Here is a 26,353-nt window from a genome sequence, read left to right on the forward strand (position 1 = left end):
CGAGAAGAGGAGCAGGCCGTGAGCGCACACGAGGCCGCGGAAGACTACGACGTGATCGTGATCGGCACGGGACCTGTCGGGCAGACGATCGCCGAGCGGGTCCGCTCGGCCGGGCTGACCGTGGCGGCCGTGGAACGAGAGCTGGTCGGCGGGGAGTGCTCGTACTGGGCGTGCGTTCCGAGCAAGGCGATGTTGCGGCCAGTCACGGCGCTCGCCGACGCCCGCCGCGTCGGCGGAGCCCGGGAGGCGGTGACCGGGGCGGCGGACGCCGCGGCCGTGCTCGCCCGGCGGGACACCTGGGTGACCGGCTGGGACGACCGGGGCCAGGCCCAGTTCCTGAAGGACATCGGCGCCGACCTGATCCGCGGCCACGCGCGCCTGGACGGCACACGGCGCGTGTCCGTGGAGATCCCGGGCGGCTCCACCATTCCCCTCACCGCCCGCCACGCGGTGGTCGTCTGCACCGGCAGCCGCCCGAACTTTCCCGAGCTGGCCAACCTGGCCGACGTGCGGCCCTGGACGAACCGGGAGGGCACCGACTCCCGCACGGTCCCCGGGCGGCTCGCCATCATCGGCGGCGGCGGAGTGGGCGTCGAGATGGCCACTGCCTGGCACGGTCTCGGTTCCTCGGTCACCCTCCTGGCGCAGGCCGAAGGGCTGCTGCCGAAGATGGAGCCCTTTGTCGGCGAGATGATCGCGCGCGCCTACACCGAGGCCGGGATCGACGTGCGGATCGGAGTCACCGTCGAGGGCATGCGCCGCCCGGACCCCACCGGCCCGGTCACACTGTCCCTTGAAGGCGGGGAAGAGCTGGAGGCCGACGAGGTGCTCCTCGCGATCGGACGCAGGCCGCTGACCTACGACATCGGCCTGCAGACCGTCGGCCTGGAGCCGGGCTCGTGGCTGGAGGTGGACGACACCTGCGCCGTCCGCGCCGTGGCCGGCGACAGATGGCTGTACGCGCTCGGCGACGTCAACGGCCGCGCCATCCTCACCCACCAGGGCAAGTACCAGGCCCGCGTCGCCGGAGCCGTGATCGCCGCCCGCGCGGTCGGACGGCCGGTGGACCCCGCCCCGTGGGGGCCGCACGCCGCCACCGCCGACAGCCACGCGGTACCGCAGGTCTTCTTCTGCGACCCGCAGGCCGGCGCGGTGGGACTGACCGCCGACCAGGCCGAGCGCGCCGGGCACCGGATCCGGGTGGTCGACGTCGACACCGGTGAGAAGGTCGCCGGAGCGGGACTCTACGCGGACGGCTACACCGGCCGCGCCCGCATGGTCGTCGACGAGGACCAGGACCGGCTGCTCGGCGTCACGATGGTCGGCCCCGCGATCGAGGAGCTGGTCCACTCGGCCACCGTCGCCGTCGCCGCGCGGGTGCCCGTCAGCCGCCTCTGGCACGCGGTCCCCTGCTTCCCGTCCATCAGCGAGGTCTGGCTCCGCCTGCTGGAGGCCTACCGCGACGCGACGGACGGACGGCGGGATCGCTGAGCCGAGCCGCCCCGGGCCGGCGGAACGCCGCGAATCACGCCGCACGATTCATGATCGACAGGCACCGACTCGAAGGAGACCAGCGCATGCAGAGCGCCACATCACAGCCATGGCTTCACCAGCACGGGCGCGAGGTGCAGAAGTTCGGGACCGTCCGTCAATTCCCGCTCGGGCTCTCCTATCAGGCCCGAATGGACTCCTGCCAGCGCCTGAACCACCTGCTGGCCGACACCCAGATGCTGTACGCGATGTACAAGAAGCATCACTGGCTCATGCGCGGCCCGACCTTCTACCCATTGCACCTGCTGCTGGACAAGCACGCGAACGAGCAGTCGACGCTGATCGACGCCATCGCCGAGCGGGTGCAGACCCTGGGCGGGGTCGCGGTGGGCGACCCCAGGCACGCGGCCCAGTTCACCCGCGTACCCCGTCCACCGGACGGCGCCGAGGAAGTCCCCGCGATGCTGTCCCGGCTGCTCGAAGCCCACGAGACGATCCTGATCGCCGCCCACGAAGACGCGGCCCGCGCCACCGGGTTCGGGGACGACGGAACCAGCGATCTGATCGTCTCCGGCGTCATCCGCACCGGCGAACTGCAGTCCTGGTTCCTCGCCGAACACCTCGTCGACACACCCCTCGTACGAACCACCCGGGAATGAAGCCCCCGGATCGTCCCCAGGCGATATGACCCAAACGGGCAAACTCGGATTCGATGGCATTGCGCCCACCGCGTCCGGACCGGATATCACCACGACGTGCAGGTGGGCGGCTATCCCACCGCGACGCGGCAGACGTCCCCGATCGGCACCGTGGTCAGCATGTGCGAATGCTTACGCTCGCCCTCGGACACGAACCATTTCCCCATATGGTGCGGGATCGAGGTGCGCCTCGGCCCGCACTTTTTGCTGTGCCGTCCGACGTCGTCTCACCGAGGCTCTCACCGGCCTTGGAGCCACTCCGTGCGGGGTCCGCCCGGACACGATCGAGGAACCGCGGTTGCCCGCCGAACCGAGCTGATCACCTCGCCGCTCCGCGTGATCGCGTACGAACCCACGGCCGTTCAGAAGCGCGACCCGGTCGGTGCGAGGGGCAGCCGTGCCGTGACCTCGAACCCCCCGCCCGGAGTCGGCTCGGCGTTGAGCTCTCCGCCGAGCAGTTGACAGCGCTCGCGCATGCCCAGGATCCCGCGACCGGGTTTGTTCGCCATGCCCGGGCCGTTACCGGGTGGTCGAGTCACGGGGGCGCCGTTCGAACCGGTGCGGCCCTGGTCGGTGACACGGATCTCCAGATGGTCGATCCCCGGGTTCACCGCGACCGTCACCCGGGTCGGGCCGGTGTGCCGGATGATGTTGGTGATCGACTCCTGAAGGATCCGGTAGGCGGCACTGTCCACCGCGCTCGGCAACGGCGCTGCGGGCGAGTCCACTTCGAGTGTGACGTCCAGTCCGGCGGCGCGTGCCTCGGCGGTGAGGTCGTCGATCTGTTCCAGGCTGGTGTGCGGCACAGGGTCGTCGTCGCCGCCGCGGAGGACTCCGAGTATGGCTCGCATCTCCTGCAGCGTCCGGGAGCTCGTCTGCTCGATGGTCTGCAACGCCTCACGTGCCTGGCCGGGTCGCTTGTCGAGCACGTGCGCGGTGACGCCGGACTGCACGTTGATGATCGCGATGGCGTGAGCGACGGTGTCGTGGACTTCGCGTGCGATCCGGAGCCGTTCGGCATCGACCCGGGCGCGCGCTTCTTCCTCGCGGGTCCGTTCCGCCAGTTCTGCGCGCTCTTGAGCGTCGGCCGCGATGACCCGCCGGGAGCGTACGGACTCGCCGAGAGTCGTGCTCATGACCGCCACACCGATGCGGAAGAACACCCAGCCGATGGCCTCGCGCGGCTCCACGTCGGCCCCTGCGTACAGCCACGCGGCGGCCAGGACCGCGATGCCCGCGCCGGCGATCGCCAATGACCGGCGCCCGTCACCGTAGGCGGCGAGGGTGTACAGGGCGACCATGAGCCCGAGCCAGCCGTACCCGTCCGGGAACCCAAGGGCGTAATAGACCACGCTGGCCAATGCGGCGGTGACGAACGCCGGGACCGGCCACGAGCGGCGGACGGTCACGACCAGGCCGCCCACCACGAGCAGTGTGAATCCGAGGTATCCGAAGTCGGTGAGCGGACGTTGTTCCGTCCCTCTGGCGGCTGCGAGGGCGACCGTGCCCTGGACCGACATCGCGGTGACGAAGAGCGCGAGCAGCGCGTCTTGGGTCAGCACCCGCAGGGAGGGCCCGGGGCGGATCTTCATACCGTGATCCTACTGTTCGCGTCCACGGACAAGGCTCCGCTCAGACGCGCGACCCGCTACGTCGGCGGGCGCGGCGCGGCACAGCCGGTTACGCCCGATTGCGTAGACATGACCATCCGTCGTCAGAGGCCAGGGCCGCCTTGCGCACGCGACGATCGCCGTCGTGACCGATCAACCCCTCCCTTATCGGGACGAAGCGTGCCGCAAGGCTCGACCTCTGAGGAGCTGATGATGAAGACACCCGAGTCTCCACGTACGGATGGAGCTCTGGCGAGACTGGGTCGCTTCTGTTTCCGCCGCCGCCGCCTGGTTCTCCTGGCCTGGGTCCTCGGTGTGATCGCCGTGGCGTACGTCGGGTTCGGCTACGGCGCGGCCCCCGACAACGACTTCTCCGGAGGAGACTCGCAGTCGGCCAAGGCGAACATGTTGCTGGAGAAGCACTTCCCGAAAGAGCAGGGCGACAGGCTGACCCTTGCGATCAAGGCCGACAGGGGGATCGACGATCCCGCCGCCCAGCAGAAGATCGAGAAGACCATCGCCGATCTCGCCGCATCACCCGCCACCGGGCCGGTGATCTCGCCGTATCAGGACGAGAACCTGGTCGCGCAGGGGCGTCGTATCGCCCGCGTCACCATCCCGCTGAGCGACAAGGAGGTGAAGAAGAGCGAGGTCAAGCCACTGGTGACCATCGTCAAGAACGCCTCCGACGACAACGTCGCGCTCGCGCTGGGCGGGTACATGGCGGAAAAGGCCGAGACACCCCCGCAGGGCCCGGCCGAGAGCGTGGGCCTGCTGGCGGCAGCGGTGATCCTGTTCATCGCCTTCGGGTCACTGGTGGCCATGGGCCTGCCGATCGTGACCGCCCTCCTGGCCATCGTGGGCGGCCTCGCGCTGATGAAGGTGGTGGGGCACCTGGTCCCGGCGCCGGACTTCACCCAGGCCTTCGGCGCGATGATCGGGCTCGGCGTCGGCATCGACTACGCGCTGTTCATCGTGACCCGCTACAAGGACGGCCTCCGCGACGGCGACGAACCCGAGCGCGCCACGGCCAAGGCCATCGACACGGCCGGTCGCGCGGTGCTGTTCGCCGGCACGACCGTCGTGATCGCGCTGATGGGCCTGGTCGTCATGGGACAGCGGCTGATGACCGGGGTGGCCGTCGCCACGTCGATCACGGTGTTGATCACGATGGTCGCCGCGGTGACGCTGCTGCCCGCGTTCCTGGGCTTCACCGGGTACAGGATCAACTCGCTGCGCCTGCCTCGTCGCGCGTCCCGCCGGAACCGGGAGCCCGGTGCGCCGCCCCGGGAGCGCCGCGCGCTCGCCGAGCGTTGGGCCGGCGTGGTGCAGCGCAGGCCGCTGGTCGCCGCGCTCCTCGCCGGCGGGGCCCTGCTGGTGCTGGCCGCCCCCACGCTCTCGATGCGGTTGAGCCAGCCCGACGCCAGCGTCCAGCCCCGGGACAGGGGCAGCTACATCTCGTACGAGATCCTCTCCGAGGGCTTCGGTCCGGGTTACGGAGCACCCCTGGTCTTCGCCACCGAGGTCGACTCCAAGGACGCCGATCTGCGCCCCGTCGTCGAAGCGGTCCGCAAGACCGAGGGCATCGCCCATGCCACGCCGCCCCGGGTCAGCGAGGACGGGCAGGCCGTCACCTTCACCGCCTTCCCCACGACCGGGTACCAGGACGAGGCGACCACGAACCTGGTGCACGAACTCCGCGACGACGTGCTGCCGAAGGCGCCCGGCGGCGAACAGGTCCTCATCGGGGGACCGAACGCCGGCACCATCGACGTCGCCGAGGAGTCCGGCTCGCGCCTGCCCCTGATGATCCTGGTCGTCATCGCGATGTCCATGGTGCTGCTCATCGCTTTGGTCCGGTCGGTCACGATCGCTTTGCAGGCAGCCGTGATGAACCTGCTGTCGATCGGCGCCGCCTACGGTGTGGTGGTGGCGGTCGTGCAGTGGGGATGGCTCGGCCCGGCCCTGGGGTTCCCCGCCGCCATGCCGGTCACGACCTGGGTCCCGATGATGATGTTCCCGGTCCTGTTCGGCCTGTCGATGGACTACCAGGTCTTCCTGATCTCACGGGTCCGTGAGGAGTACGAGCGGACCGGCGACACCCGCGTGGCCGTCGCCCAGGGGCTGGCGCGGACCGCCAAGGTGATCACGTCCGCGGCCGCCATCATGATCGCCGTCTTCACCACCTCGTTGTTCGGCCCGGACGTCGCGGTCAAGCAGGGCGGTCTGGGCATGGCCGTCGCCGTGCTCATCGACGCCACCATCGTTCGGTTGATCTTCGTCCCCGCCGTGATGGAACTGTGCGGCAAGGCCAACTGGTGGATGCCCGGACGCCGGGCACCGAAGACGGTCCCGGCGCCTCGCACACCAGCGGCCGTGTGACGACGCCCCGTCCCATCCACCGCCTTCCCCGATATCCGTCGATCCGAGAGGAACTCCATGTCCGTCCGTCGCTTGCTCACCGCCGCACCGGCTGACGCCCGTCACGACCAGGCCGATGCCGAGCGGGACGAGATCTCCGGGGTGCGGGGGCCTCGCACACGGGTCCTGCGGCCGCGACGGTGCGGATCACGGCTTAAGGGCTGACGAGCCCTGTCCGATAGGCGATGACGACCAGTTGTGCGCGGTCCCGCGCGCCCAGTTTCACCATCGCGTGGCTGACGTGGGTGCGCGCGGTGGCCGGGCTCAGGCTCAGCTCGGCACCGATCTCGTCGTTGCTCAGGCCCTGTCCCACCAGGGCCAGCACTTCACGTTCGCGCTGGGTGAGGACCGCCAGCCGGTCCTCACCGGCCTGCGTGGCGGCCCGTTGCGCGGTGAACTGGGCGATCAGGCGCCGGGTGATCCGCGGGGCGAGCAACGCGTCCCCGGCGGCCACGACCCGGATGGCATGGAGAAGCTCGGCCGGTCCCGCGTCCTTGAGCATGAAGCCGCTGGCACCGGCCTGCAGCGCTTCGAAGACGTACGCGTCGGTCTCGTAGGTGGTGAGGATCAGGACCCGGACATGCTGCAGCCCACGTGTCTTGACGATCTCGCTGGTCGCCTGGATGCCGTCGAGCTTCGGCATCCGGATGTCCATGAGCACAACGTCGGGACGGGTCATCCGGGCCCGCTCGACGGCCTCGGCACCGTCGGTGGCCTCCCCGACCACTTCGATGTCGTCCTCGACGTCGATCAGTACCTTGAACCCGGATCGCACAAGACGCTCGTCATCGGCGAGCAGGACCTTGATCGGAGCGTTGCCGGGCGAGGACGGGCCCGCCGCGCTCACAGGTGTGCCGTTCCGGTCGGCGCCAAGGGGCGCATGCTTGCCAACGGCGCGGCTCTGCGTTGCACATCCGGATCCTATCGCCGGGGCGGGTACCACCGAATACTCGTCCGTCCGTGCCAACTACGGCGAAGAGCGCGATCAAACGCCGACCGCGTACGCAGATCTGCGTACGCACAGCCATCCGCCACCAGAGGACGCCCCGGGGCGACGACGCGACGATTCCTTTCGTGACCCCCCGACGGAAAAGAGCACGTCCGTGACCACACCGACCCGAAGGGCGCCTTTCCATGCGTAAGATCATCGCCGGACTCGCGGCAGTGCTCGTGCTCGCGATCGCTGTCCAGTTCTTCCTGGCCGGCAGCGGAGCGTTCGACACCGCACCCAACGACGATGCCTTCCGGCCGCACCGGGCGCTGGGCTACATGGTCGTCCTCCTTGCGCTCCTGACGACGCTGACCGCCGCGCTGGGCCGCCTGCCCGGCCGGCTCGTCGGCTTGGCCGGTCTGCTCACCGCGCTGGGGATCGGTCAGCCCGTGATCGCGACCGTCGCCAAGGCGTTCGGCGACACGGGAGACACCACGACCGCGGGCCGGCTCGTCTTCGGCCTGCACGCGGTCAACGGGCTGATCATGATGGGCGTGGCGGGCGGGATCCTCCGCCAGGCGCGAGAACCGTCGACCTCCTCGGCATCCACCGCGCGGGCCGCCGGCGACGATGCCCGAGCCGGCGGATCCGCACCGGGATCCGCTCAGTGACCACGGCCCGGTTGATCGTCCTGGACCATGGCGTCGCCCTGCTGGGCGCGGCGCTGTGGTTCGGAGCCGGCGTCGCGGCGGCCCTCCGGCGTCACCGGCTCGGATTCGGACTGCTCATCGCAGCCGTCCTGGTCACGCTCACCCGAGGCGCCACCGTGTCGATCCTGGCCGGCCGGGGCTGGTGGTTCGTCGAGGAAAAGGTGCTGCTGGGCCTTCCGTTGCTCGGCGTCGCCGGGGTGGCCGCGGTGCTCATCGCGGGGCCGCGGCTGCGGACGGCGCGAAGGACGGCGGGCGAGCGCCTGCCGGCGAGCTGCGTCGTCGCGCTGCTCACCGCCGCGTACGCCGCGCTGGCCGGTCTCGTGGTGACCTTCCTCGCCGGGTACCCCCTCACCTGGTCGACCGCGCTGATCACGGTCTCGCTCGTGGCGGCCGGCGCCGTGCTGACCGCCCGCGTCGTGGCGGCGGACGGCGAGGAGGTGCGCGGGGAGACCGACCGTCATCCAGCTCTCACCCGACGGCGGTTCCTCATCACCGCCGTCGGAACCGGAGTCGTGGGAGCCGGTGGCACAGGCGTCGGCCTGCTGTTCAGACCCCCCGGCTCCGCGATCACCGGCGACGGCCCGGCCCACGCATCCGGCTCCCGTCCGGCACTGTCGGTGGCCGATCTGCGCGGCCTCGGGAGCCCGTCTCCCGGCGGTGCCAGGCACCGGCACGTGCTCACCGCGAAGACGGCGACCGTACGACTGGCGTCCGGACGTGAGATCGACGCGTGGACGTACAACGGCCAGGTACCGGGCCCGGCGATCAGCGCCACCGAGGGTGATGTGGTCGAGGTGACGCTGCGCAACAGCGACATCGACGGCGGGGTCACACTGCACTGGCACGGCTACGACGTGCCGTGCGGTGAGGACGGTGTGCCGGACCTGACACAGCGTCCGGTGAGACCCGGTGAAGAGTTCGTCTACCGATTCCGCGCCGACCAGGCAGGCACCTACTGGTACCACACCCACGAGGCATCGGACCCCGGCGTGCGCAAGGGACTGTACGGGACGCTCGTCGTCACACCACGAGACGGACGGCGGGCGGATGAAAGCACCGGCCGGCAGCAGGTGGACCTCACGCTGCCCGTCCACACGTTCGCCGGTACGGTCGTCGTGGGGCACCAGGACGGGCGCACCGTACAGACCGCGGCACCTGGTACGACGGTACGGCTGCGGCTGATCAACACCGATTCGGATCCGCACCGGCTCGCGCTGGCCGGGACCCCGTTCCGGGTCGCGGCCGTCGACGGCCGCGACCTCCACCATCCCCAGCAGGTCCGCGACGTGAGCCTGCGGCTGCCCGCCGGCGGGCGCTACGACCTGGTGTTCGTCATGCCGGCCACGACCGTCGCGCTGGTGCTCGACAACGACCGCGACACCGGCGTGCGGCTGCACCCGGACGGCGACGCAGAGCGCGAGCCCCGGGTCGAGGACACCTCCGACTGGCCCGAACTCGACCTCCTGCGCTACGGAACGCCTGCGCGCGCCCCGTTCGATCCAGACGCCGCTGACCGGCACTTCACCCTCGTCCTGGACCGCGCCGTGGCAATGGTCGACGGCGGGCCGGCCTACGCGCAGACGGTCAACGGGCGGGGGCACCCATCGATCCCGGACCTGCTCGTCGCGGAAGGCGATGTCGTCCGGTTCACGGTCGTCAACCGAAGCCTGGACACTCACCCCTGGCATCTGCACGGCCATCCCGTGCTGATCCTGTCCAGGGACGGGACGCCCTCATCCGGCAGTCCACTGTGGATGGACACGTTCGAGGTGCGGGCGGGAGAGGTCTGGGAGGTGGCCTTCGAAGCCACCAACCCCGGGATCTGGATGAATCACTGCCACAACCTGCCCCACGCCGAGCAGGGAATGATGCTGCGCGTCTCCTACGAGGGAGTCACCACGCCCTTCGGAGACGCGCACGCCGGTCATGGATAGCACCCGGCCGCAGGCAGGTCGCCCGCCCAACGTGATCGTGATCGGCACGGGACCGGTCGGGCGGACGATCGCCGAGCGGGTTCGTTCGGCCGGGCCGACCGCGACGGCCGTGGAAAGGCGGACCCGATCATCGGCAGATGCTCGCGCCGTTGCGTCCGACGAGCGAAGTCCGTGGGAGCCGCGCCCGCGTGGTGGGCGATGTCCCGCCGCGAGGATCGGCCCGGAGGTGCTCTCCGTCATCCGGCAGGAACGGCTCCTTCCGCGATGAGGGCCTCGACGGCTCGGACAGCACGGCGAGCTGCAGTCGGTGGCGATGGCCGACCGGTTCGCCTCGCTCGCCGACAACGCGCAGGCGTTCATGTCGTCGCTGCGGCGGGCGATCGACTTCTCCGACGGCGATGTCGGAGGGGTCATCGCCTACAAGGAAAGCTCATCGACTACATCAACCGGTTCATCGCCGACCTCGCCAACTCCGGCGCCGACATCGCGAGGCCGCTGGACGAGGTGGAGGCGCGAGGCAACGAACGGCTGCTCGGCCTGGCGGCACGGCCGGAGGCCTCCGAAGCCGTCCCCGACGGGGCGGACGCCGCCGAGGCGTTCGGCCGCGCCGAGGCCGGCGCGCCGGAGTCGTGGCGCAACCGGTGGCGAGGGCTCCGGGACTGGTTCGTCTCCGGCGGGCCGGACCGCCCGTCGCAGGCGCGGCTGCTGCGCCGGCCGGCGGTGACGGCGATCGAGCAGCACGAGACCGCGATGCACCGGCTGTGGCGGGCGGCGGCGAGGTGCGCGATGACCGAGGTCGACATACCGCGGGGCGATCGGTTTTCCAACCGGCTCGACGGTTCGGGTGTTAGAGCATGGTCTCGATGGTGATGGGCAGCTCGCGGATGCGGCGGCCGGTGGCGTGGAAGACGGCGTTGGCGATCGCGGGGGCGATGCCGACTTGGACGACTTCGCCGAGTCCTTTGACGCTGATGGGGTCTGCGTAGTCGTCGCGGCCTTCGAGGAAGATCGCGTTCAGATCACGTACGTCGGCGTTGACGGGGACGAGGTAGTCGGCGAGGTCGGCATTGGTGATCCGGCCGTCGCGGTGGTCGGTGGTGGTGTGTTCGAGCAGGGCCGTGCCGATGCCGCCGACCATGCCGCCGATGGCCTGGCTGTGGGCCAGCCGTGGGTTGATGATCCGGCCGGCGTCGTAGACGCCGAGCATGCGGCGGATACGGATCACGCCGAGGCTTTGGTCGACGCCTACCTCCGCGAAGACCGCACCGTAGGCGTATGCGGATCGGGTTTCCTCGGTCGGCGGCGCGAACAGGCCGGGGGCCTCCAGCCGGGCGCGGCCGTTGCGGGCGAGAAGTGCCCGGTAGCTGTCGTCGCGGCGCGGGTCGCTCTCGAGATGGAGCCTGCCGCGGGTTGCCACCACGTCACCGGGATCGGCCCCGTGGAGGGGCGAGGCGGGGTCGTTGACGGCGAGCTCGATGGCCGACCGCCGGACGCGGCGCGCGCCGTCGTGGACCGCCGAGCCGACGCTGGCCATGGTCGTCGACGCGCCGTGGGGCGGAGTCACCGGCATGTCGGAGTCGCCGAGTTGAAAGGTCACTTCGTCGGTGCTGAGGCCGAGTTCGTCGGCGGCGACCTGGGTCATGGAGGTGTAGGTTCCCGGTCCCATGTCGCTGGTGGCGGCTTGGACCAGTGCGGTCCCGTCGACGTTGAGGCGGACCGAGGCCCGTGCGGTCGTGCGTGCGGTGTTGTAGACCGCCGCCGCCATGCCGGTGCCGACGAGCCAGTCGCCGGCCCGGGTGGATCCGGGTTCGCGATCGCGGTCGTTCCAGCCGAACTCACGCGCTCCGACGGTGTAGCACTCCTGGAGGCGGCGGGTGGAGAACGGCAGCTCCGAGGACGGGTCCGCGTCCGGCTCGTTGCGTCGTCGCAGCTCGATCGGGTCGATGCCGAGCCGGTGGGCCACCTCGTCCATCGCGGTCTCGAGGACGTGGACCGCGCTGACGTACCCGGGGCCGCGCATGTAGGTCGGGGTGTTCACGTCCAGCGGGACGGTCCGGTAGGCCTGCTGGACGTTGGGGGTGCTGTAAAGCATCCGGCCGGGGGTCATCACTGCTTCGGTGAAGGTCTCGTAGGAGGAGGTCTCGGCGCGGATGTCATGGATCGTGGCGGTGAGGCGTCCATTGCGCTGGGCCCCCAGCCGGAGGCGGTATTCGTACGCCGGCCGGAAGCCGGTGCCGAAGTACAGCTGGCGGCGGGCCATCACGAGTTTGACGGGCCGGCCGGTCTCGCGGGCGGCGAGCGCGGCCACGGTCACGTGCGGCCAGCAGCGCAGGGCGCTGCCGAAGGCGCCACCGACGTACGGCGAGATGACGCGGACATCGGTTCGAGGTATGCCGAAGACCGTGGCGAGTTCGAGTTGCGTGCCGTCGCCGACCCACTGGGTCTTGTCCATGACGGTGAGGCGGCCGCGCTCCCAGCGGGCGATGGTGGCATGCGGCTCCATCGGGTTGTGGTGGTTTCGGGCCAGGTTGTACGTCAGGTCAAGCTGTATCGGCGCCGATTCCAGAGCGGCCTCAGCCTCGCCGCGGGCGTAGGTGGACGGCTCGTCGGCGGGCGCCGTGCTCAGATCGGTGGACGGCTGTTCAACCTTGTAGGTGACGTCGATCAGGTGTGCCGCGTGCTGGGCGATCTCCAAGGACTGGGCGACGACGACGGCGACCGGCTGACCGAAGAAGTGCACCTGGTCGTCCTGGAACACGCGCAGGCGCACGCCGGGCGGGTTGTACGAGCCGTCGGTGTTGTCCTCGTATGGCAGCGTGGGCGCGTTGCGGTGGCTGAGCACGCTCAGCACACCGGCCTCGGCCTCCGCGGCCGCGGAGTCGATAGCGGTGATCCGGCCGCGGCCGATACTGCTGTCGACCATCACCGCGTACGCGACGTCGTCGATGCCGTGGTCGGCCGCGTACGTCGCCCGGCCGGTGACCTTGAGGCGGCCTTCGACACGCTTGTGTGCGCGGCCGACGGCCACCTCGGCCTGGTGACTCATCACTGTTCTCCCACGACTCGCAACTGACGCTCGACCGTGCGCTGGAGCAGGTCGACCTTGAAGGCGTTGTGTTCGAGGGGTTCGGCACCGTCGGCGGCATGTTCGGCCGCGGTGCGCCACAGGTCGGGTGACGGCCGCCGCCCGACCAGCCGCCGCTCCACCGCGCGAAGCCGCCACGGCACGGTGCCGACTCCGCCGGCGGCGACCTTCGCCGTCCGGATCAGGCCGTCGCTGATCGAAAGCGCGACGGCGGCAGAGGTCAGTGCGAACTCGTAGCTCTGCCGGTCCCGGACCTTGAGGTAGCCCGACCGCAGCGGCCGGGGCTGGGCGGGGATCTCCACCGCGGTGATCAGTTCTGCGTCCCGCAGTGCGTGTTCCCGTTCGGGCGTGCTTCCCGGCTTGACGAGGAAATCGGCGAAGGCCACCTGGCGGCGTCCGCGCACGTGTCGAAGGTGAACCACGGCGTCCAGTGCGGCGAAGGCCACGGCGAGGTCGGAAGGGTGGGTGGCCACGCAGGCCGCGGAGGTTCCCAGGATCGCGTGGGCGCGGTTGTCGCCCTCGCGAGCGGCGCATCCGGAACCCGGCTCGCGCTTGTTGCAGGGCGCCGAGCGGTCTCGGAAGTATGTGCACCGGGTTCGCTGCATGATGTTGCCGCCGATGGTGGCCATGTTCCGCAGTTGGGCCGAAGCGCTCAGTTCGAGGGCCTCCGAGACCATCGGGAAAGACGTTCGGACGCCAGGATCGGCGGCGACGTCGGCCATCGTCGCCAGCGCGCCGATGCGCATGCCCCCGCGGGGGGTGGGCGTGATGGCGCGCATCGGTAGCGCGCTGATGTCGATCAACGCCTCGGGACGTTCGACCTCCTCGCGCATCAGGTCGACCAAGGTCGTGCCCCCGGCGATGAAGCGTCCGCCGCGGTCCGCCGCGGCGACGGCAGCGGACTGACTGTCGACCTTCAGGTACGAGAACGGGTACATCGTCACGCTCCCTCGGCCCCAGCGGCTTGCTGCACCGCTTGGACGATGTTGACGTAGCAGCCGCAGCGGCAGATGTTTCCGCTCATCCACTCCCGGATCTCCTCCGCGGAGCCCGCGTGCCCTTCACGAATGCAACCGATGCCGGACATGATCTGCCCTGGTGTGCAGTAGCCGCACTGGAAGGCGTCCTGGTCGATGAACGCCTGCTGGAGCGGATGGAGATCACCGTCGCCGGTGACCAGGCCCTCCACGGTGGTGATCTCGGCGTCCCGCAGTCGAACCGCCAGGGTGAGGCAGGCATTGACGCGTGCGCCGTTCACCAGCACCGTGCAGGCACCGCAGGCGCCCGCGTCGCATCCCTTCTTGGTGCCGGTGAGGTCGAGCCGCTCGCGCAGCAGGTCCAGCAGCGAGGTGCGATTGTCGACCTCGATATTCTGGAGTACTCCGTTGACCTTCAGCGCGACTCTGCTGGTAGGCCCTGCGTGAGTGCAGCCGGGGCTGCCGGGCTCACCGACCCGAAAGCAAGAATGCCCACTGCCGCGGTCCTCGCCGCCATGAACGTTATGTCGAGACAACGGCCTATCAGCGTGATGTGTGTCGTCAGCGGACATGTGAGTCTTCCTTCTCGGCATAGGCCGGCGCCGGGTTCGTGGTCCGAGCGAGCAGGTCAGCCGATGCCGGACGCTTCGGTGCGGGCGCGTGTGAATGTGTCGAGCATCGCCGCGAGCTCTGCGGGACGGCTGAGGGCGGGGCAGTGGCCGCTCGCGATCTCGTCGGGGACGATTCCGAGTCGCTCACGTACAAGTCGGCGCTGGAATGCTGCGGGGAATAGCCGGTCCTCGGTGCAGAGGACGTATCGCGTTGGCGTGGTCGGATAGGTGTCGAGGGGCCAGGGCTCGTAATAGGCGGAGCTGGAGGGCGGGGGCGGTTCCCTATTCGACACCTGGTCGGCCAGATGCTCGGGCACGTCGTGGAAGTAGCTCACGTATGGGTCGGAGGAACCGGTGAGGCCACCGTCTTCGGCGGCCTGGATTCGGACGGCCTCCGGATGTCCCGTGTTGCCCCACCAGTCGGCCGGCGGCTCGCCGGGCCGGGGGATCATGGCGGTGACGTAGATGAGTCCGGCGGTGGGAAGGCGTTCGGCGACCAGAGGTGCGGTGAACCCGCCGAACGAATGCGCGACGACGAAGAGCTCGTCTTGTACGTCGATTGTGTTGACGACGGCGTCGGCGTAGTCGTGTAACGTCGCCGAATCGTCGCCGGTCCACAGTGTGGGGGCCGCAGTGGTGTGTCCGAGGGATCGGAGTTCGGCTTCTACGAGGTGCCAAAACCATCCTCCGCCGACGCCGGCGCCGTGGATGAGCACGAATGTACTCACGGCTCGTTTCCTCTCTTGCTGCGGTGAGATCGATAGAACGCCATCCGAGTTCAGCCTTGTTCGGTGTGCTCGACGATCGCCGCGACGGCCAGGTCCCAGAGTTCTCGTGGCGGTTGTTGATGCCCGGCGCCGGGGAGGGAGACCAGCTGCGCGCCTGGGATCTCGGCGGCGAGGGCTCGGCCATGCTCGAGCGGTAGCATCGGGTCGGCGGTGCCGTGCAGGACCAGGGTCGGGACGGTGATCTGGTCGAGCCGGGCGCCGGTCGGGGCGTCGTCGTCGAGGACGAAGTGGTTGGTCATCGAGGCGGCCATGTCCCGGGTTCGATCGACCTCCTGGGCGGCGAGTCGCCGGACGTGCGGCTCGTCGAACCCGAGGCTTCCCGCGTACGGCCGTTCGGCCTCGGCCCGATAGGCCACCACTGCGTCACGGTCGGTCCAGTCGGGCCCGGGTCCGGGGTCGGTGAACGTGGCCATCACCTGCGGACTCGGCGGTGGGAGCCGACGATCGTGCTCGGCCGGGACGGCGGGGCTGGTCGAGGCCAGGCACAAGGTGCTCACCCGTTCGGGGTGTTCGAGGGCGATGCGCTGGGCGATGCCGCCTCCCATCGACAGCCCGACCAGGTGTGCCCGACTCACTCCCAGAGCGTCCAGGATTCGCAGCGGGTCGGTGGTCAGATCGTGGGCGGTGTACGACGGCCGGCCAGGCGGTGAGCCGGTCGACCGGCCGGTGTCGCGGTGGTCGTAGCGCACGACGTGGCGACCCGCCTTGGCGAGGCGACCACAGAAGTCGTCCTCCCACCAGATCATCGACTGTGCTCCACCTGCGATCAACAACACGGTCGGATCGGCTGGGTCGCCGAACGCCTCGTAGCACAGCTCTATCCCGTCGATCGTCAGGATCTGTTCGGTCATGGGACGTCGCTTTCCGTCGTGGTGGGATGGCCGCCTCTTGCCGGTACAGAAAGCCCGAGGTCCGGAGAGACCGGGCGGCTGCGCGGCGCAGCGGGAGATGCGGTGTTCTCGCGATCAAGCCCTCCGGCGCCGCGAGTGATGCCTTGCGGGGGTCGGATCCGGTGCGCCGCCAGCAGGATCCCGATTGACAGCACCGCGGCCATCGCGAGCAGGCCGTTGAAGCCCCAGAGCGCCATGAGCGGCCCTGCGACCGCGGCCGCGGCCGCGGCCATGACCGTCATGGCGGTGTCGGCGGCGCCTTGGACGCGGGTGTCGCCCATCGAGCAGGCGGCGATGTGCGATGAGGCCGCCACGGTGCACACCGACCAGCCGAGGCCGACCAGGAAAAGGCCGAGTCCATGCGTGAACGGGCTCTGCCCGAACCAGCCGATCAGCACCACGAGTGAGACCAGCAGCACGGCCCCTCCCACGACCAGTGCCGTTGGCACTCCGGCTCTGTCGGACAGGGCGCCGGACAGGGGGGCGAACGCGTACATTCCGAGGAAGTGGACTGAGAGGGCGGCGCCTATGGCGGTATGGGCGGCGCCTTGGTGGTGCATTTCCAGCGGCGTCATCACCATGACGGCCACCATGGTGGCGTTGGCGAGCATCAGTGCTGCGATACCCGGGCCGAGTGGAGAGGCGTGACGCCGAGGTCGCACCTGGTGGCGTTCGGCTCGGTGGCCGGCCGTCCGACCCAAGGTTCGGGCGACGATCAGTGGGTCGGGTCGAAGCAGGCTGAAGATCACCAGTGCCGCGATGAGTGCGCCGGTCATGTCGACCAGCAGCGGCCCCGCCAGCGGGTGCAGGCCGAGCCGTGCGGACACGGCCCGGGCCGGGCCGACCATCAGGGGCCCCAGCACCGCACCCACCGTGGCGACCCACACCACCATCGACAGCGTGGTGGCGCGGCGGCCCTCCGGGGCGAGGTCGGTGACCGCGTACCGGCAACTGTTCGTCGACGCCGATGACGCACCGAGCGCGCCCATGCCGGCGATCAGGAGAGTGAAGCTCCCGGTGGTCGCGGCCACGACACACGTTCCTGCGCCGATGGCGCCGATCAGGTAGCCGGCAGCCAGTCCACCGCGCCTGCCCTTCCTGTTCATCAATGTCGCCAGCAGGTAGGAGGCCGCCCCGGCACCCAGGATCAGGGTCGCCTGAGCCAGGCCGGCGGCGCCGGAGGAGCCGGCCAGCTCGGCCGCCAGTATCCCGCTCACGGCGAAGGTGAGCGCGACCGCGATGCTGCCGACGACCTGGCTCACCATGAGGAGGATCAGGGTTCTCCTCTGCACCCTTCGGATGTCGAACGAGAGCGTCATGACGGTCCCTTTCGGGGCAGGTGGAGCGAGGGTTGATGCGGGTGCTGGTGTCATTGACTCGCGTGGCGCGGTGCGGCCGGACCGTCGTCAGGCAGCGGGTTCCTCCTGGAGGGCGCGTACCTCGATCCTGCTTCCCAGCGCCCGCGAGACCTGCTTGGTCCATTCGATCGCGACGTCGTCATTCTCGGCCTCGATGATCCAGAAGCCACCGAGGTGCTCATCGGCCTCGACGAACGGGCCTGGTGTGAGTACGGGGCTGTCACCGGAGTAGTCCACCGTGGTCGCGTTCGACGGCGGGTGCAGGCCTCCAGCGGACACGAACGCGCCCGCCTCCTGAAGGGCGGTGTTGAACGCACCGACCGCGGCCGTCATCCCCTGAAGCTCCGCGGAGTCCATGCCCTCCATCGTCGGCTCCTCGGCGGAGTCGTGGGGGAGGCTCAGAAAGTACTTCGTCATTGTCGTCCCCTCGTCGTGGGCGTTGCTCTCGATGGTCGTTCTGGGACAGATTCGAGCGCTGTCTGAACGCTGGAAACGCTAGGCGGGGGCTCCGCGGTGACGCATCGGTCATCGTGACCGGTGTCCGGGAAACCGGTGACTGGCGCCGGTCGCCGGCTAGACGAGGTCGGCCAGTTCGGCGCGACCGGTGACGCCTAGTTTCGGGTACGCCTTGTAGAGGTGGTGGCCGACGGTCCGTGGGCTCAGGAAGAGCTGTGCGGCGATCTCCTTGTTCGTGCGACCGGCGGCGGCCAGCCTGACGACCTGCAGCTCTTGCGGGGTCAACAGGGTGAGCGGGCCGCTGCGCGGAGGCTCATCGTCCCGCTCGCCGAAGGCGGCCAGTTCGCCGCGCGCGCGCTCGGCCCAGAGCCTCGCGCCGAGGCGGTCGAACGCGGACACCGCAGCCGCTAGATGGGCGCGGGCCTCGGTCCGGCGGCGCCGGCGGCGCAGCCACTCGCCGTAGACAAGCTGGGTACGGGCGCGCTCATAGGGGCCGCCGTGCCGTTCGTGGAACCGCAGCGCCTCGGCGTACTGCGCGTCAGCGTCGCCGTCATCGGCCAGCAAGGCCCGGCAGCGTAGTGCGAGCCCGGTGGCCACCGGGCGGTCGACGTGCTCAGCCCAGTGCAGGAACGTTGCCAGTGGTCCGTGGGCGCGATCCGGCCGGCCGCTTCGCACGGCCGCTTCCACCAGATCCGGCACCGCCCGGATCAGGAGGTCGCGGCTCGCAGGCCCCCGGGACACTTGCTCCAGCCTGTCCAAGGCCTCCCCGAACCGCCGGGCGGAAAGATCGAGCATGCCGAGCCCCCAGGCCGCGATCTCGGCGTTGACCCGATGCCGGGCTCGGGCTCGCGGGAGCACGTCGTCGGCAAGAGATCGACAGCGTGCCGCGTCACCCGACACGGCGTGTAACCACACCTCCACCGATCGGTGTGCCAGGCTCTCGGTCGTGTTCCCGAGTTCGTCGCTCACGGACGCGCCTTCCGCCACGCACGCGCGGGCGTCCGCGAATTCGCCGCGGAACAGCCGCGCCACGGCGAGCACGTTCAGGGTGTACGGGACCCACCCCAGCGCCCCGGTGGCCCGCACCTCGGCCAGCATGTCCTCGGTCCCGGCGATGACGCCGTCGTCGTCCGCGATCATGAGCCCGCCGAACCCGGCCGTGATGCGACGCATCAGGTCGTTCCCGCCGCCGCGGGTGGCGGTGTGGAGATCGCGCATCGGGCCGAGGGCCAGCTCCGGGCGTCCGGCGAAGAGCTCCGCCCACCCGGCAAGGGCGGCGACGACAGGTGCCCACCGCTCCGGCGGGGTGAACCCGCGCATCAGATCCGCCGCACGCTGCAGGAGGTCGTGCGCCGCTCCGTGCCGGGCGGCGTGCGCGGCCTCGAAGAGCGTGAGCGCGGCGCGCTCCGGATCGATGTCGCGCATGAACGCGGCGGCCTCGATCGTCAGCTCCGCATCGGCCCGCGGCGAGGTTCGTTCGTACTCCACGGCGCCACGGGTGTAGATGGCGTCGGCCCGGATGCCGGGGTCGGTGGTGAGCGAGAGCGCTTCGGCCGCCAGCCGGGCGGCGCGGTCGGCCTTGCCGGCGTCGAACGCGGCGTGGCTGGCCCGGGCGATACGCCGGGCCTTCAGTTCCCGGTCGGCGCTGAGCCGGCCGGCGCGTTCGTAGGCGGCGGACACCGCCATCGCGCCGCCTCGGTGCCAGGCCCGCTCCGCCGCGCGTTCGAGTTCGGCCGCCACCGCCTCGTCGGGGGCGGTGGTGGCGGCGGCGAGGTGCCAGGCCCGGCGGTCGGCATCGGCGTCCGCGCGCAGCGCCTCGGCGTACGCGCGATGTACCTCGATCCGCCGGTGCAGCGGCGCGTCCTGGAAGGCGGCCGCCCGCACCAGGGGGTGGCGGAACGTTATCCGGCTGTCGATCCAGACCAGCCGTTCGCGTTCGGCGGGCGCCAGGTCGCCGGGGGTGCCGCCGAGGGATTCGATCACGCGCAGGATCGTCGCCAGGGGCGCCGCGGTGTCGGCTGCCACCACCAGAAGGGCGCGCTGGGTGGGATCGGGAAGTTCCACGATCTGGCGGCGGAACGCCTCCTGCACGCGGCGGGTCACCGGCAGCGGGCGGACCTGCTCGGCCGGATCGGACTCGTCGGCATCGCGAGCCGCGAGCCGCGACGACCCGAGCTCAATGATCGCCAGGGGATTGCCGCCGGACTCCGCGAGGACCCGGGTCCGCACCGGTTCGATGAGGTCCGGTGCGTGGTCGTCGAGCAGCCGGGCGGCATCGGATGCGGCGAGGCCGGCCAGATCAATGACCTCGACGCCTGAGATCTCGAACGGCACGAATGTCTCGCGCACCGCGAACAGCACCGCGATCGGGTCGGCCACGAAGCGGCGGGCCGCGAACAACAGCGCCTCCACGGAACCCTGGTCGAGCCATTGCAGGTCGTCGACCACGCACAGCAGCGGGGCGTCCTCGGCCAGATCGGCGAGCAACGACAGGGCGCCGGCGGAGATCAGGAACCGGTTGGCCTCGTCCCCCTCGGCCAGGCCGAAGGCGCAACGCAGTGCCGTGGCCTGGGGGACGGGGAGGGCGTCCAAGCGATCCAAGTGAGGAAACAAGAGCTGGTGCAGGCCGCCGTACGCCAGCTCGGAGTCGGACTCGACCCCTGCCGCGCGGACCACGTGCATGCCGCCTCCGGCTTCGGCGATCGACACAGCGTGGTCGAGAAGGACCGATTTCCCGATTCCGGCTGCGCCCCGCAGCCCCAGCGCACCGCTGCGTCCGTCGCGCGCATCTGCCAGCAGGCGTCGAATGCGGGTTTGCTCGACGTCCCTTCCCACCAGCGACATGCGGCCACCCTAACCAGGCCAGTACAGCGACCTTGGTGTCGCCGGTGATGTCGGCTCCGCCCGACATCTGTCCAATAAGGAGCTCCGGGGCGGCGGGCGGCGGAGCCGGCCTTCCGGCACCGCAACGTCCAGGCCCGCGGATCCGACGCGAGCCGGCCGCACGGATGCGATGCGGCGCGGCCCGCGGTGGTGGGGCCGGTGGACGACGTGCATTGACGGCCTGCGACCGCGTGCCTATTCTGGCACTCCATTCAGTGAATGAGGATTTCATTCAGTGTAATCCAAGCGAGAGGATCGCGGAATGAGCATCGTCGATGTGGGCCTCGCCGAAGCCGCCGGCACCTGGCATCGAGCCACGAGCGACCTGACCGACCCCGTCGTCAACCCGGCCTCGAACGCTCAGCTCGCCGAGATCCCCCGCAGTTCGGCAGAGGACGTGAACCGCATGGTCGAGGCGGCGGCCGCGGCGTTCCCGGGCTGGGCCCGCACGACGCCGGGCGAGCGGGCCCGCGCGCTGCTGCGGATCGCCGACGACCTCGAGCGGGACGCGGCCGGGTTCGCCCTGCTGGAGTCGCGCAACGTCGGGAAGCCGATGGCGCTGGCGGAGGAGGAGGTGGAGATGATCGTCGATCATCTCCGGTTCTTCGCCGGGGCCGCGCGGCTGCTGGAGGGGCGCGCCGCGGGCGAGTACATGTCCGGGCACACGAGCTTCCTGCGCCGCGACCCGCTGGGCGTCATCGGGTCGGTCGCGCCGTGGAACTACCCGCTGCTCATGGCGATCTGGAAGATCTGCCCGGCGCTGATGACCGGCAACACCCTCGTGCTCAAGCCTTCGGAGCACACCCCGCTGACCGCGCTCCGGTTCGCCCAGCTGGCGGCCGAGCACCTGCCGCCGGGCGTGCTCGGCATCGTGACCGGCGACGGTTCGGTCGGGGCCCGGCTGGTCGACCACGACCTGGTGCGGATGTCCTCGCTCACCGGGTCCACCCGTACCGGCAGGCGGCTGCTGCACGCCTCTGCTGACAGCAACCTCAAGCGGTTGCACCTGGAGCTGGGCGGCAAGGCGCCCGTGCTGGTGTTCCCCGACGCCGACGTGGACCTGGCCGTCTCGAAGATCGCCGAGGGCGCCTTCTGCAACTCCGGCCAGGACTGCATGGCGGCCTCGCGGCTGTACCTCCACGAGTCCGTGCACGACGAGGTCGTCGCCGGGCTCACCGCCGAGATGAACGCGCTCGTCGTCGGCGACCCGGCGGACGAGGCGACCACCATGGGCCCGGTCATCACGGCCGCGCACCAGGAGCGGGTCGAGGGCTTCGTGCGGCGTGCCGGGGAGACCGGCCACATCGACCTGGTCCGGAGCGGACGCCCGGACACCGGATCCTTCGTCGCGCCCACGCTGCTCCTGGGGGCGCGGCAGCGGGACGAGGCCGTCCAGGAGGAGATCTTCGGCCCCGTCGTCACGATCACGAGGTTCGGCGACGGGGACGACGTGGCCGCGCTGGCCAACGACATCAAGTACGGCCTCGCCGCGTCGGTGTTCACCTCGGACGTCGCCCGCGCGCTCCGGCTCTCGCGCGACCTGCAGTTCGGCACCGTCTGGATCAACGACCACCTGCCGGTGGTCCCGGAGATGCCGCACGGCGGGTTCAAGGAGTCGGGGCACGGCAACGACATGTCGATCTACTCGCTCGACGAGTACACCGAGCTCAAGCACGTCATGGTCAACCTGGGCGAGTGATGACATGACCGTCTTCGCCATCAACACCTTCCGCCTCCGCCGGGGCGTCGACGTCCAGGAGTTCGCGCGGTTCTCCGCCGACCTCGACCGTCCGACCTGCCTCGCTCACGACGTCGTCGAACGATTCGAGGTGTTCCTCGAAACCGGCGAGCCGCCGCGCGTCGTCGAGGTGATGGGGGTGCGCGACTGGGCCGAATGGGAGTCGCTGCGCGACACCCATCCCTCGTTCGAGCCCGTGCTCGCCCGGTTCTCCGAGCTCGTGGACACCGAGAGCGTGAGCACACACCTGACCATGACCCTCGATGACGTACGAAAAGGCTGAGGAAATGGCCGAAAGCTATGACGCCGTCGTGATCGGCGCCGGCCACAACGGGCTCGTCGCCGCCAATTACCTGGCGCGCGCCGGACGCAGGGTGCTGGTGCTCGAAGCGCGGGACGTCGTCGGCGGCGCCTGCGTCACCGAGGAGCTCATCCCCGGTTCGCGCTGGTCGTCGTGCGCGTTCATCGCCGGGCTGCTGCGGCCCGAGATCATCGAGGAGCTGGAGCTGGAGCGGTTCGGCCTGGAGCTCTACCAGGGCGAGGCGCTGTCGTTCTGCCTCTTCCCCGACGGCGAGCACGTGTTCATGTGGCCCGACATGGACCGCACGCTGCGCGAGTTCGAGCGCCTCAACAAGGGCGACGCGAAGCGGTTCGTCGAATTCGGGCTCCGGATGCAGAAGTTCGCCGGCTTCGTGGTGCCGTGGCTGCTCGAATCGCCGCCCGCGCGTTCCGAAGTGCTCGCGGCCTTCGAGAAGGCGGGCGAGCAGGAGTTGTTCGACGAGTTCACCCTTCTGTCGGTCAGGGATCTGCTGGACCGCTATTTCGAGGACGAGCGGATCAAGAGCTTCCTGACCTTCTTCGGCATGGTGTCGATCTGGGGCGGCCCGTCGACGCCGGGCACCAGCTACGTGTGGGGCCACCACTCGTGGGGCGAGTTCCAGGGGCGCTTCGGCCAGTTCGGCATGGTGCGCGGCGGGATGGGCGGCATCTCCGCCGCGCTCGCCGCCGCCGCGCGCCATCACGGGGCGGAGATCAGGCTGGGCGCGCCGGTCGACACCGTGGTCGTCGAGCGCGGCCGGGCGGTCGGCGTCCGGCTCGCGTCCGGCGAGGTCATCGAGGCGGGGCAGGTGCTGTCCAACGCCGATCCGCAGCGTTCGCTGCTCACCCTCCTGCCGGACAAGCACCTCGACCCCGGACTGCGCACGCAGATCGAGAACCTGGACAGCAAGGGATCGATGGCGCGGATCCACCTGTTGATCGACGAGCTGCCGCAGTACCTCGGGTTCGACTCGGCGGAGCCGGGGCCGCAGCACCACGGGCACCAACTGCTCGGCGCGTCCCGCGAGCTGTTCGAGGCCGCCGCGGTGGCCCAGCGGCAGGGCACCTTCCCCGAGCACTACGTGATCGAGGCGGTCATCCAGAGCGTCACCGACCCGGGCCTGGCCCCGCCCGGGAAGCACACGATGACGCTCGGCGTCCAGCAGCTGTCGTTCGAGCTCGCGGGCACGACCTGGGACGAGGTCAAGGAGTCCTGGGCCGACGCCGTGCTGGAGGACCTGTTCGCCTACGCGCCCAACCTGCGCGGCCACATCCTCGACCGGGTCGTGATCACGCCACAGGACCTGGAACGCGAGTACCTGATCACGGGCGGGAACATCTTCCACGGCGGCATGCTGCTCGACCAGCTGTTCAGCAGCAGGCCGCTGGACGCGCTCAAGGACTACCGGACTCCGGTGGAGAACTACTACCTCTGCGGCGCGGGGACGCATCCCGGCGGCGGCGTCATGGGGGCCAGCGGGCACAACGCCGCCTCGGCGGCGCTCGCCGACCTCGGCGTCGCGCGGGCGGCGGCACGCCGCAGGCGCGGGAAACGGCCCCATGAGAACGTGCTCGACCGGATCACCGCGACCCGCGCGGGACGCGCGCTGAGCTACCAGGTCGCCCGCCAGCCGCTGCTGCGGAAGATCACCCGCGCGGCCGCCAGGACGCGGCGATGAACGCGCCGCTGCGCAGCGCCCGCTGGTTCGGCGGGCAGGACGTGCCCGGGTTCGTGCACCGCAGCGCCCTGCGCGCGACGGGCATCGGCCGCGCGGCCTTCGAAGGGCGGCCGGTCATCGGCATCTGCAACTCGTGGTCGGAGCTGGTCAACTGCAACGTGCACCTGCGCGGGCTGGTGGACGCGGTCAAGCGCGGCGTGCTGCAGGAAGGCGGCGTGCCGCTGGAGTTCCCGACGATGTCGCTGGGCGAGCAGCTGATGAAGCCGACCGCGATGCTCTACCGCAATCTGATGTCGATGGACGTCGAGGAATCCCTGCGCGCCAACCCGATCGACGCGACGGTGCTGCTCGCCGGCTGCGACAAGACGGTTCCCGCGCAGCTGATGGGCGCGGCGAGCGCGGACGTGCCGGCGGTCATGGTGACGGGCGGGCCGGCCAATCCGGCCGTCTTCCGCGGCCGCCGCCACGGCGTCGGCACGGACCTGTGGCGCCATGTCGACGACGTGCGCGCCGGGCTGATGAGCATGGACGAGTACGAGGAGCTCGAGGCGGCCTCCGCGCCCTCGCCGGGGCACTGCCCGGAGATGGGGACGGCCTCGACGATGGCCTCGATCGTCGAGGCGCTCGGGATGAGCCTGCCGGGCTCGGCCGCGATCCCGGCGACGGACGCGCGCCGGTACCAGCTCGCCGAGGCGTCCGGCCGCCGGGCGGTCGCGCTGGCCCGCGAGGGCACGCGCCCGTCGCGGATCCTGACTCCCGGCGCGTTCGACAACGCGATCACCACGCTGCTCGCGGTCGGCGGATCGACGAACGCCGTCGTCCACCTGCTCGCGCTGGCCGGGCGCGCCGGCGTCGCGCTCACGCTCGACCGCTTCCACGAGCTGTCGGAACGGACCCCGCTGCTGGTCGACGTCCGCCCCGCGGGCGAGCACCTGGTGGAGGACCTGTTCCACGCGGGCGGGATCCCGGCGGTGCTGCGCGAGCTGCGTCCGCTGCTCGCACTGGACGCCCTGACGGTCAACGGCCGCACGATCGGCGAGAACGTCGCGCGGTACGGCGGCGATGGGGACCCTGCGCGGTACGGCGGCGAGGACGTCATCGCGCCGCTCGACCGGCCGTACCAGCCGCCGGGCGGCCTGGCGGTCGTGCGCGGTTCGCTGGCTCCCGGCGGCGCGGTCGTGAAGTGCAGCGCCGCGAGCCCCGAGCTGCTCCGGCACACCGGCCCGGCGGTGGTGTTCGACGGCATGACCGACCTCGCGGCCCGGATCGACGACCCGGACCTCGACGTCACCGCGGACTCGGTGCTGGTGCTGCGCAACGCCGGTCCGCGCGGCGGGCCGGGCATGCCCGAATGGGGGCAGCTGCCCATCCCGGCGAGGTTGCTGCGCGCGGGGGTCCGCGACATGGTGCGGGTCTCCGACGCGCGGATGAGCGGCACCGCGTTCGGCACGACCGTCCTGCACGTCGCGCCGGAGTCCGCCGCCGGCGGGCCGCTCGCGCTCGTGCGCGACGGCGACCCGATCGCCCTCGACGCGAGGGCCGGCCGGCTCGATCTCCAGGTGCCGGAGACCGAACTCGCCCGCCGGCGGCGGGAATCGGCGCCACCCGCGCCCGCATTCACCCGCGGTTATGGCGCGCTCTATGTCGAACACGTTCTGCAAGCCGATCAAGGATGCGATTTCGATTTCCTGCGGGGGCGATCGGAGAACCCCGGCGAAGAACCGCAGGGAATGCTGTCGGGATGGATAGGAGGCTGGTGAGAGAGGTGATGGATA

General features: G+C 70.5%; 20 protein-coding genes. 10 read left to right on the forward strand and 10 right to left on the reverse strand.

Annotated features, from left to right (window positions below; genetic code table 11):
- Positions 1 to 18 precede the first annotated feature (18 nt).
- Positions 19 to 1,491, forward strand: a complete 1,473-nt coding sequence (locus BM339_RS14445; RefSeq protein ID WP_075021147.1) for a dihydrolipoyl dehydrogenase family protein — start codon at positions 19 to 21, stop codon at positions 1,489 to 1,491.
- A gap of 86 nt (positions 1,492 to 1,577) precedes the next feature.
- A complete protein-coding gene (locus BM339_RS14450; protein ID WP_024934483.1) occupies positions 1,578 to 2,150 on the forward strand; it encodes a Dps family protein in 573 nt (190 codons plus the stop codon).
- Positions 2,151 to 2,551: 401 nt separating this feature from the next.
- Here BM339_RS14450 and BM339_RS14455 read toward each other — a convergent pair whose 3' ends face one another.
- Positions 2,552 to 3,781, reverse strand: coding sequence for a sensor histidine kinase (locus tag BM339_RS14455; protein WP_021592565.1), 1,230 nt, complete (start codon positions 3,779 to 3,781; stop codon positions 2,552 to 2,554).
- A 333-nt stretch (positions 3,782 to 4,114) separates the two neighbouring features.
- Between BM339_RS14455 and BM339_RS14460 the strand changes: the two genes are divergently transcribed.
- Positions 4,115 to 6,181, forward strand: a complete 2,067-nt coding sequence (locus tag BM339_RS14460) for an MMPL family transporter (protein WP_218163642.1) — start codon at positions 4,115 to 4,117, stop codon at positions 6,179 to 6,181.
- Positions 6,182 to 6,374: 193 nt separating this feature from the next.
- Here BM339_RS14460 and BM339_RS14465 read toward each other — a convergent pair whose 3' ends face one another.
- Positions 6,375 to 7,067 carry a response regulator transcription factor gene (locus BM339_RS14465; RefSeq protein WP_021592567.1) on the reverse strand — a complete coding sequence of 231 codons (693 nt, stop codon included), beginning with the start codon at positions 7,065 to 7,067 and terminating at the stop codon, positions 6,375 to 6,377.
- Between the two features lie 287 nt (positions 7,068 to 7,354).
- Here BM339_RS14465 and BM339_RS14470 point away from each other — a divergent pair, with 287 nt between their 5' ends.
- From BM339_RS14470 to BM339_RS14480, 3 genes are all read left to right on the forward strand, one after another.
- A complete protein-coding gene (locus tag BM339_RS14470; protein ID WP_075021148.1) occupies positions 7,355 to 7,822 on the forward strand; it encodes a DUF6220 domain-containing protein in 468 nt (155 codons plus the stop codon).
- Positions 7,819 to 9,795 carry a multicopper oxidase family protein gene (locus tag BM339_RS14475; RefSeq protein WP_075021149.1) on the forward strand — a complete coding sequence of 659 codons (1,977 nt, stop codon included), beginning with the start codon at positions 7,819 to 7,821 and terminating at the stop codon, positions 9,793 to 9,795. The genes BM339_RS14470 and BM339_RS14475 overlap by 4 nt, the downstream gene beginning before the upstream one ends.
- A gap of 264 nt (positions 9,796 to 10,059) precedes the next feature.
- Positions 10,060 to 10,665 (forward strand): DUF2397 family protein, encoded by a 606-nt coding sequence (locus BM339_RS14480; RefSeq protein ID WP_075021150.1) that lies wholly within the window; start codon positions 10,060 to 10,062, stop codon positions 10,663 to 10,665.
- On the opposite strand, the gene BM339_RS14485 is transcribed toward BM339_RS14480, so the two are convergent.
- The 8 genes from BM339_RS14485 to BM339_RS14520 all read right to left on the reverse strand — a co-directional run bounded on the left by BM339_RS14485 (position 10,643) and on the right by BM339_RS14520 (position 20,804).
- The gene (locus BM339_RS14485) at positions 10,643 to 12,841 is read right to left on the reverse strand and encodes a xanthine dehydrogenase family protein molybdopterin-binding subunit (protein ID WP_075021151.1); all 2,199 of its coding nucleotides are present in this window, start codon (positions 12,839 to 12,841) and stop codon (positions 10,643 to 10,645) included. The two genes, BM339_RS14480 and BM339_RS14485, sit on opposite strands and share 23 nt — an antisense overlap.
- On the reverse strand, positions 12,841 to 13,818 hold the full coding sequence (locus tag BM339_RS14490; RefSeq protein ID WP_075021152.1) for an FAD binding domain-containing protein: 978 nt from the start codon (positions 13,816 to 13,818) through the stop codon (positions 12,841 to 12,843). The genes BM339_RS14485 and BM339_RS14490 overlap by 1 nt, the downstream gene beginning before the upstream one ends.
- A 2-nt stretch (positions 13,819 to 13,820) precedes the next feature.
- Positions 13,821 to 14,429 carry a (2Fe-2S)-binding protein gene (locus tag BM339_RS14495; RefSeq protein ID WP_083597629.1) on the reverse strand — a complete coding sequence of 203 codons (609 nt, stop codon included), beginning with the start codon at positions 14,427 to 14,429 and terminating at the stop codon, positions 13,821 to 13,823.
- Positions 14,430 to 14,485: 56 nt separating this feature from the next.
- Positions 14,486 to 15,184 carry an alpha/beta hydrolase gene (locus BM339_RS14500; RefSeq protein WP_256255348.1) on the reverse strand — a complete coding sequence of 233 codons (699 nt, stop codon included), beginning with the start codon at positions 15,182 to 15,184 and terminating at the stop codon, positions 14,486 to 14,488.
- A 62-nt stretch (positions 15,185 to 15,246) separates the two neighbouring features.
- Positions 15,247 to 16,107 (reverse strand): alpha/beta fold hydrolase, encoded by an 861-nt coding sequence (locus BM339_RS14505; protein ID WP_075021154.1) that lies wholly within the window; start codon positions 16,105 to 16,107, stop codon positions 15,247 to 15,249.
- Positions 16,104 to 17,465 carry an MFS transporter gene (locus tag BM339_RS14510; protein WP_075021155.1) on the reverse strand — a complete coding sequence of 454 codons (1,362 nt, stop codon included), beginning with the start codon at positions 17,463 to 17,465 and terminating at the stop codon, positions 16,104 to 16,106. Before BM339_RS14510 ends, BM339_RS14505 begins: the two co-directional genes overlap by 4 nt.
- An 87-nt stretch (positions 17,466 to 17,552) precedes the next feature.
- Complete coding sequence (locus tag BM339_RS14515) at positions 17,553 to 17,921, reverse strand: YciI family protein (RefSeq protein WP_021592577.1); 369 nt, start codon at positions 17,919 to 17,921, stop codon at positions 17,553 to 17,555.
- Positions 17,922 to 18,077: 156 nt separating this feature from the next.
- On the reverse strand, positions 18,078 to 20,804 hold the full coding sequence (locus BM339_RS14520; protein WP_075021156.1) for a helix-turn-helix transcriptional regulator: 2,727 nt from the start codon (positions 20,802 to 20,804) through the stop codon (positions 18,078 to 18,080).
- A 301-nt stretch (positions 20,805 to 21,105) separates the two neighbouring features.
- Between BM339_RS14520 and BM339_RS14525 the strand changes: the two genes are divergently transcribed.
- The 4 genes from BM339_RS14525 to BM339_RS14540 are packed head-to-tail and all read left to right on the forward strand — an operon-like array spanning position 21,106 to position 26,338.
- Positions 21,106 to 22,542 carry an aminobutyraldehyde dehydrogenase gene (locus BM339_RS14525; RefSeq protein ID WP_083597630.1) on the forward strand — a complete coding sequence of 479 codons (1,437 nt, stop codon included), beginning with the start codon at positions 21,106 to 21,108 and terminating at the stop codon, positions 22,540 to 22,542.
- A gap of 4 nt (positions 22,543 to 22,546) precedes the next feature.
- A complete protein-coding gene (locus BM339_RS14530; RefSeq protein WP_021592580.1) occupies positions 22,547 to 22,864 on the forward strand; it encodes a hypothetical protein in 318 nt (105 codons plus the stop codon).
- Positions 22,865 to 22,868: 4 nt separating this feature from the next.
- Complete coding sequence (locus tag BM339_RS14535; protein WP_075021157.1) at positions 22,869 to 24,578, forward strand: phytoene desaturase family protein; 1,710 nt, start codon at positions 22,869 to 22,871, stop codon at positions 24,576 to 24,578.
- Positions 24,575 to 26,338, forward strand: coding sequence for an IlvD/Edd family dehydratase (locus BM339_RS14540; RefSeq protein WP_021592582.1), 1,764 nt, complete (start codon positions 24,575 to 24,577; stop codon positions 26,336 to 26,338). Before BM339_RS14535 ends, BM339_RS14540 begins: the two co-directional genes overlap by 4 nt.
- Positions 26,339 to 26,353: the final 15 nt, after the last annotated feature.

This window comes from Actinomadura madurae, assembly GCF_900115095.1.
Classification (GTDB): Bacteria; Actinomycetota; Actinomycetes; order Streptosporangiales; family Streptosporangiaceae; genus Spirillospora; species Spirillospora madurae.

What these genes read in the sequence shown, in the direction of transcription:
- BM339_RS14450 (WP_024934483.1), top strand. Translation starts at nt 1,578, where the DNA reads ATGCAGAGCGCCACATCACAGCCATGGCTTCACCAGCACGGGCGCGAG.
- BM339_RS14525 (WP_083597630.1), top strand. Translation starts at nt 21,106, where the DNA reads ATGAGCATCGTCGATGTGGGCCTCGCCGAAGCCGCCGGCACCTGGCAT.
- BM339_RS14490 (WP_075021152.1), bottom strand. Translation starts at nt 13,818, where the DNA reads ATGTACCCGTTCTCGTACCTGAAGGTCGACAGTCAGTCCGCTGCCGTC.
- BM339_RS14480 (WP_075021150.1), top strand. Translation starts at nt 10,060, where the DNA reads ATGAGGGCCTCGACGGCTCGGACAGCACGGCGAGCTGCAGTCGGTGGC.
- BM339_RS14510 (WP_075021155.1), bottom strand. Translation starts at nt 17,465, where the DNA reads ATGACGCTCTCGTTCGACATCCGAAGGGTGCAGAGGAGAACCCTGATC.
- BM339_RS14535 (WP_075021157.1), top strand. Translation starts at nt 22,869, where the DNA reads ATGGCCGAAAGCTATGACGCCGTCGTGATCGGCGCCGGCCACAACGGG.
- BM339_RS14495 (WP_083597629.1), bottom strand. Translation starts at nt 14,429, where the DNA reads ATGTCCGCTGACGACACACATCACGCTGATAGGCCGTTGTCTCGACAT.
- BM339_RS14455 (WP_021592565.1), bottom strand. Translation starts at nt 3,781, where the DNA reads ATGAAGATCCGCCCCGGGCCCTCCCTGCGGGTGCTGACCCAAGACGCG.
- BM339_RS14540 (WP_021592582.1), top strand. Translation starts at nt 24,575, where the DNA reads ATGAACGCGCCGCTGCGCAGCGCCCGCTGGTTCGGCGGGCAGGACGTG.
- BM339_RS14520 (WP_075021156.1), bottom strand. Translation starts at nt 20,804, where the DNA reads ATGTCGCTGGTGGGAAGGGACGTCGAGCAAACCCGCATTCGACGCCTG.
- BM339_RS14515 (WP_021592577.1), bottom strand. Translation starts at nt 17,921, where the DNA reads ATGACGAAGTACTTTCTGAGCCTCCCCCACGACTCCGCCGAGGAGCCG.
- BM339_RS14485 (WP_075021151.1), bottom strand. Translation starts at nt 12,841, where the DNA reads ATGAGTCACCAGGCCGAGGTGGCCGTCGGCCGCGCACACAAGCGTGTC.
- BM339_RS14530 (WP_021592580.1), top strand. Translation starts at nt 22,547, where the DNA reads ATGACCGTCTTCGCCATCAACACCTTCCGCCTCCGCCGGGGCGTCGAC.
- BM339_RS14470 (WP_075021148.1), top strand. Translation starts at nt 7,355, where the DNA reads ATGCGTAAGATCATCGCCGGACTCGCGGCAGTGCTCGTGCTCGCGATC.
- BM339_RS14505 (WP_075021154.1), bottom strand. Translation starts at nt 16,107, where the DNA reads ATGACCGAACAGATCCTGACGATCGACGGGATAGAGCTGTGCTACGAG.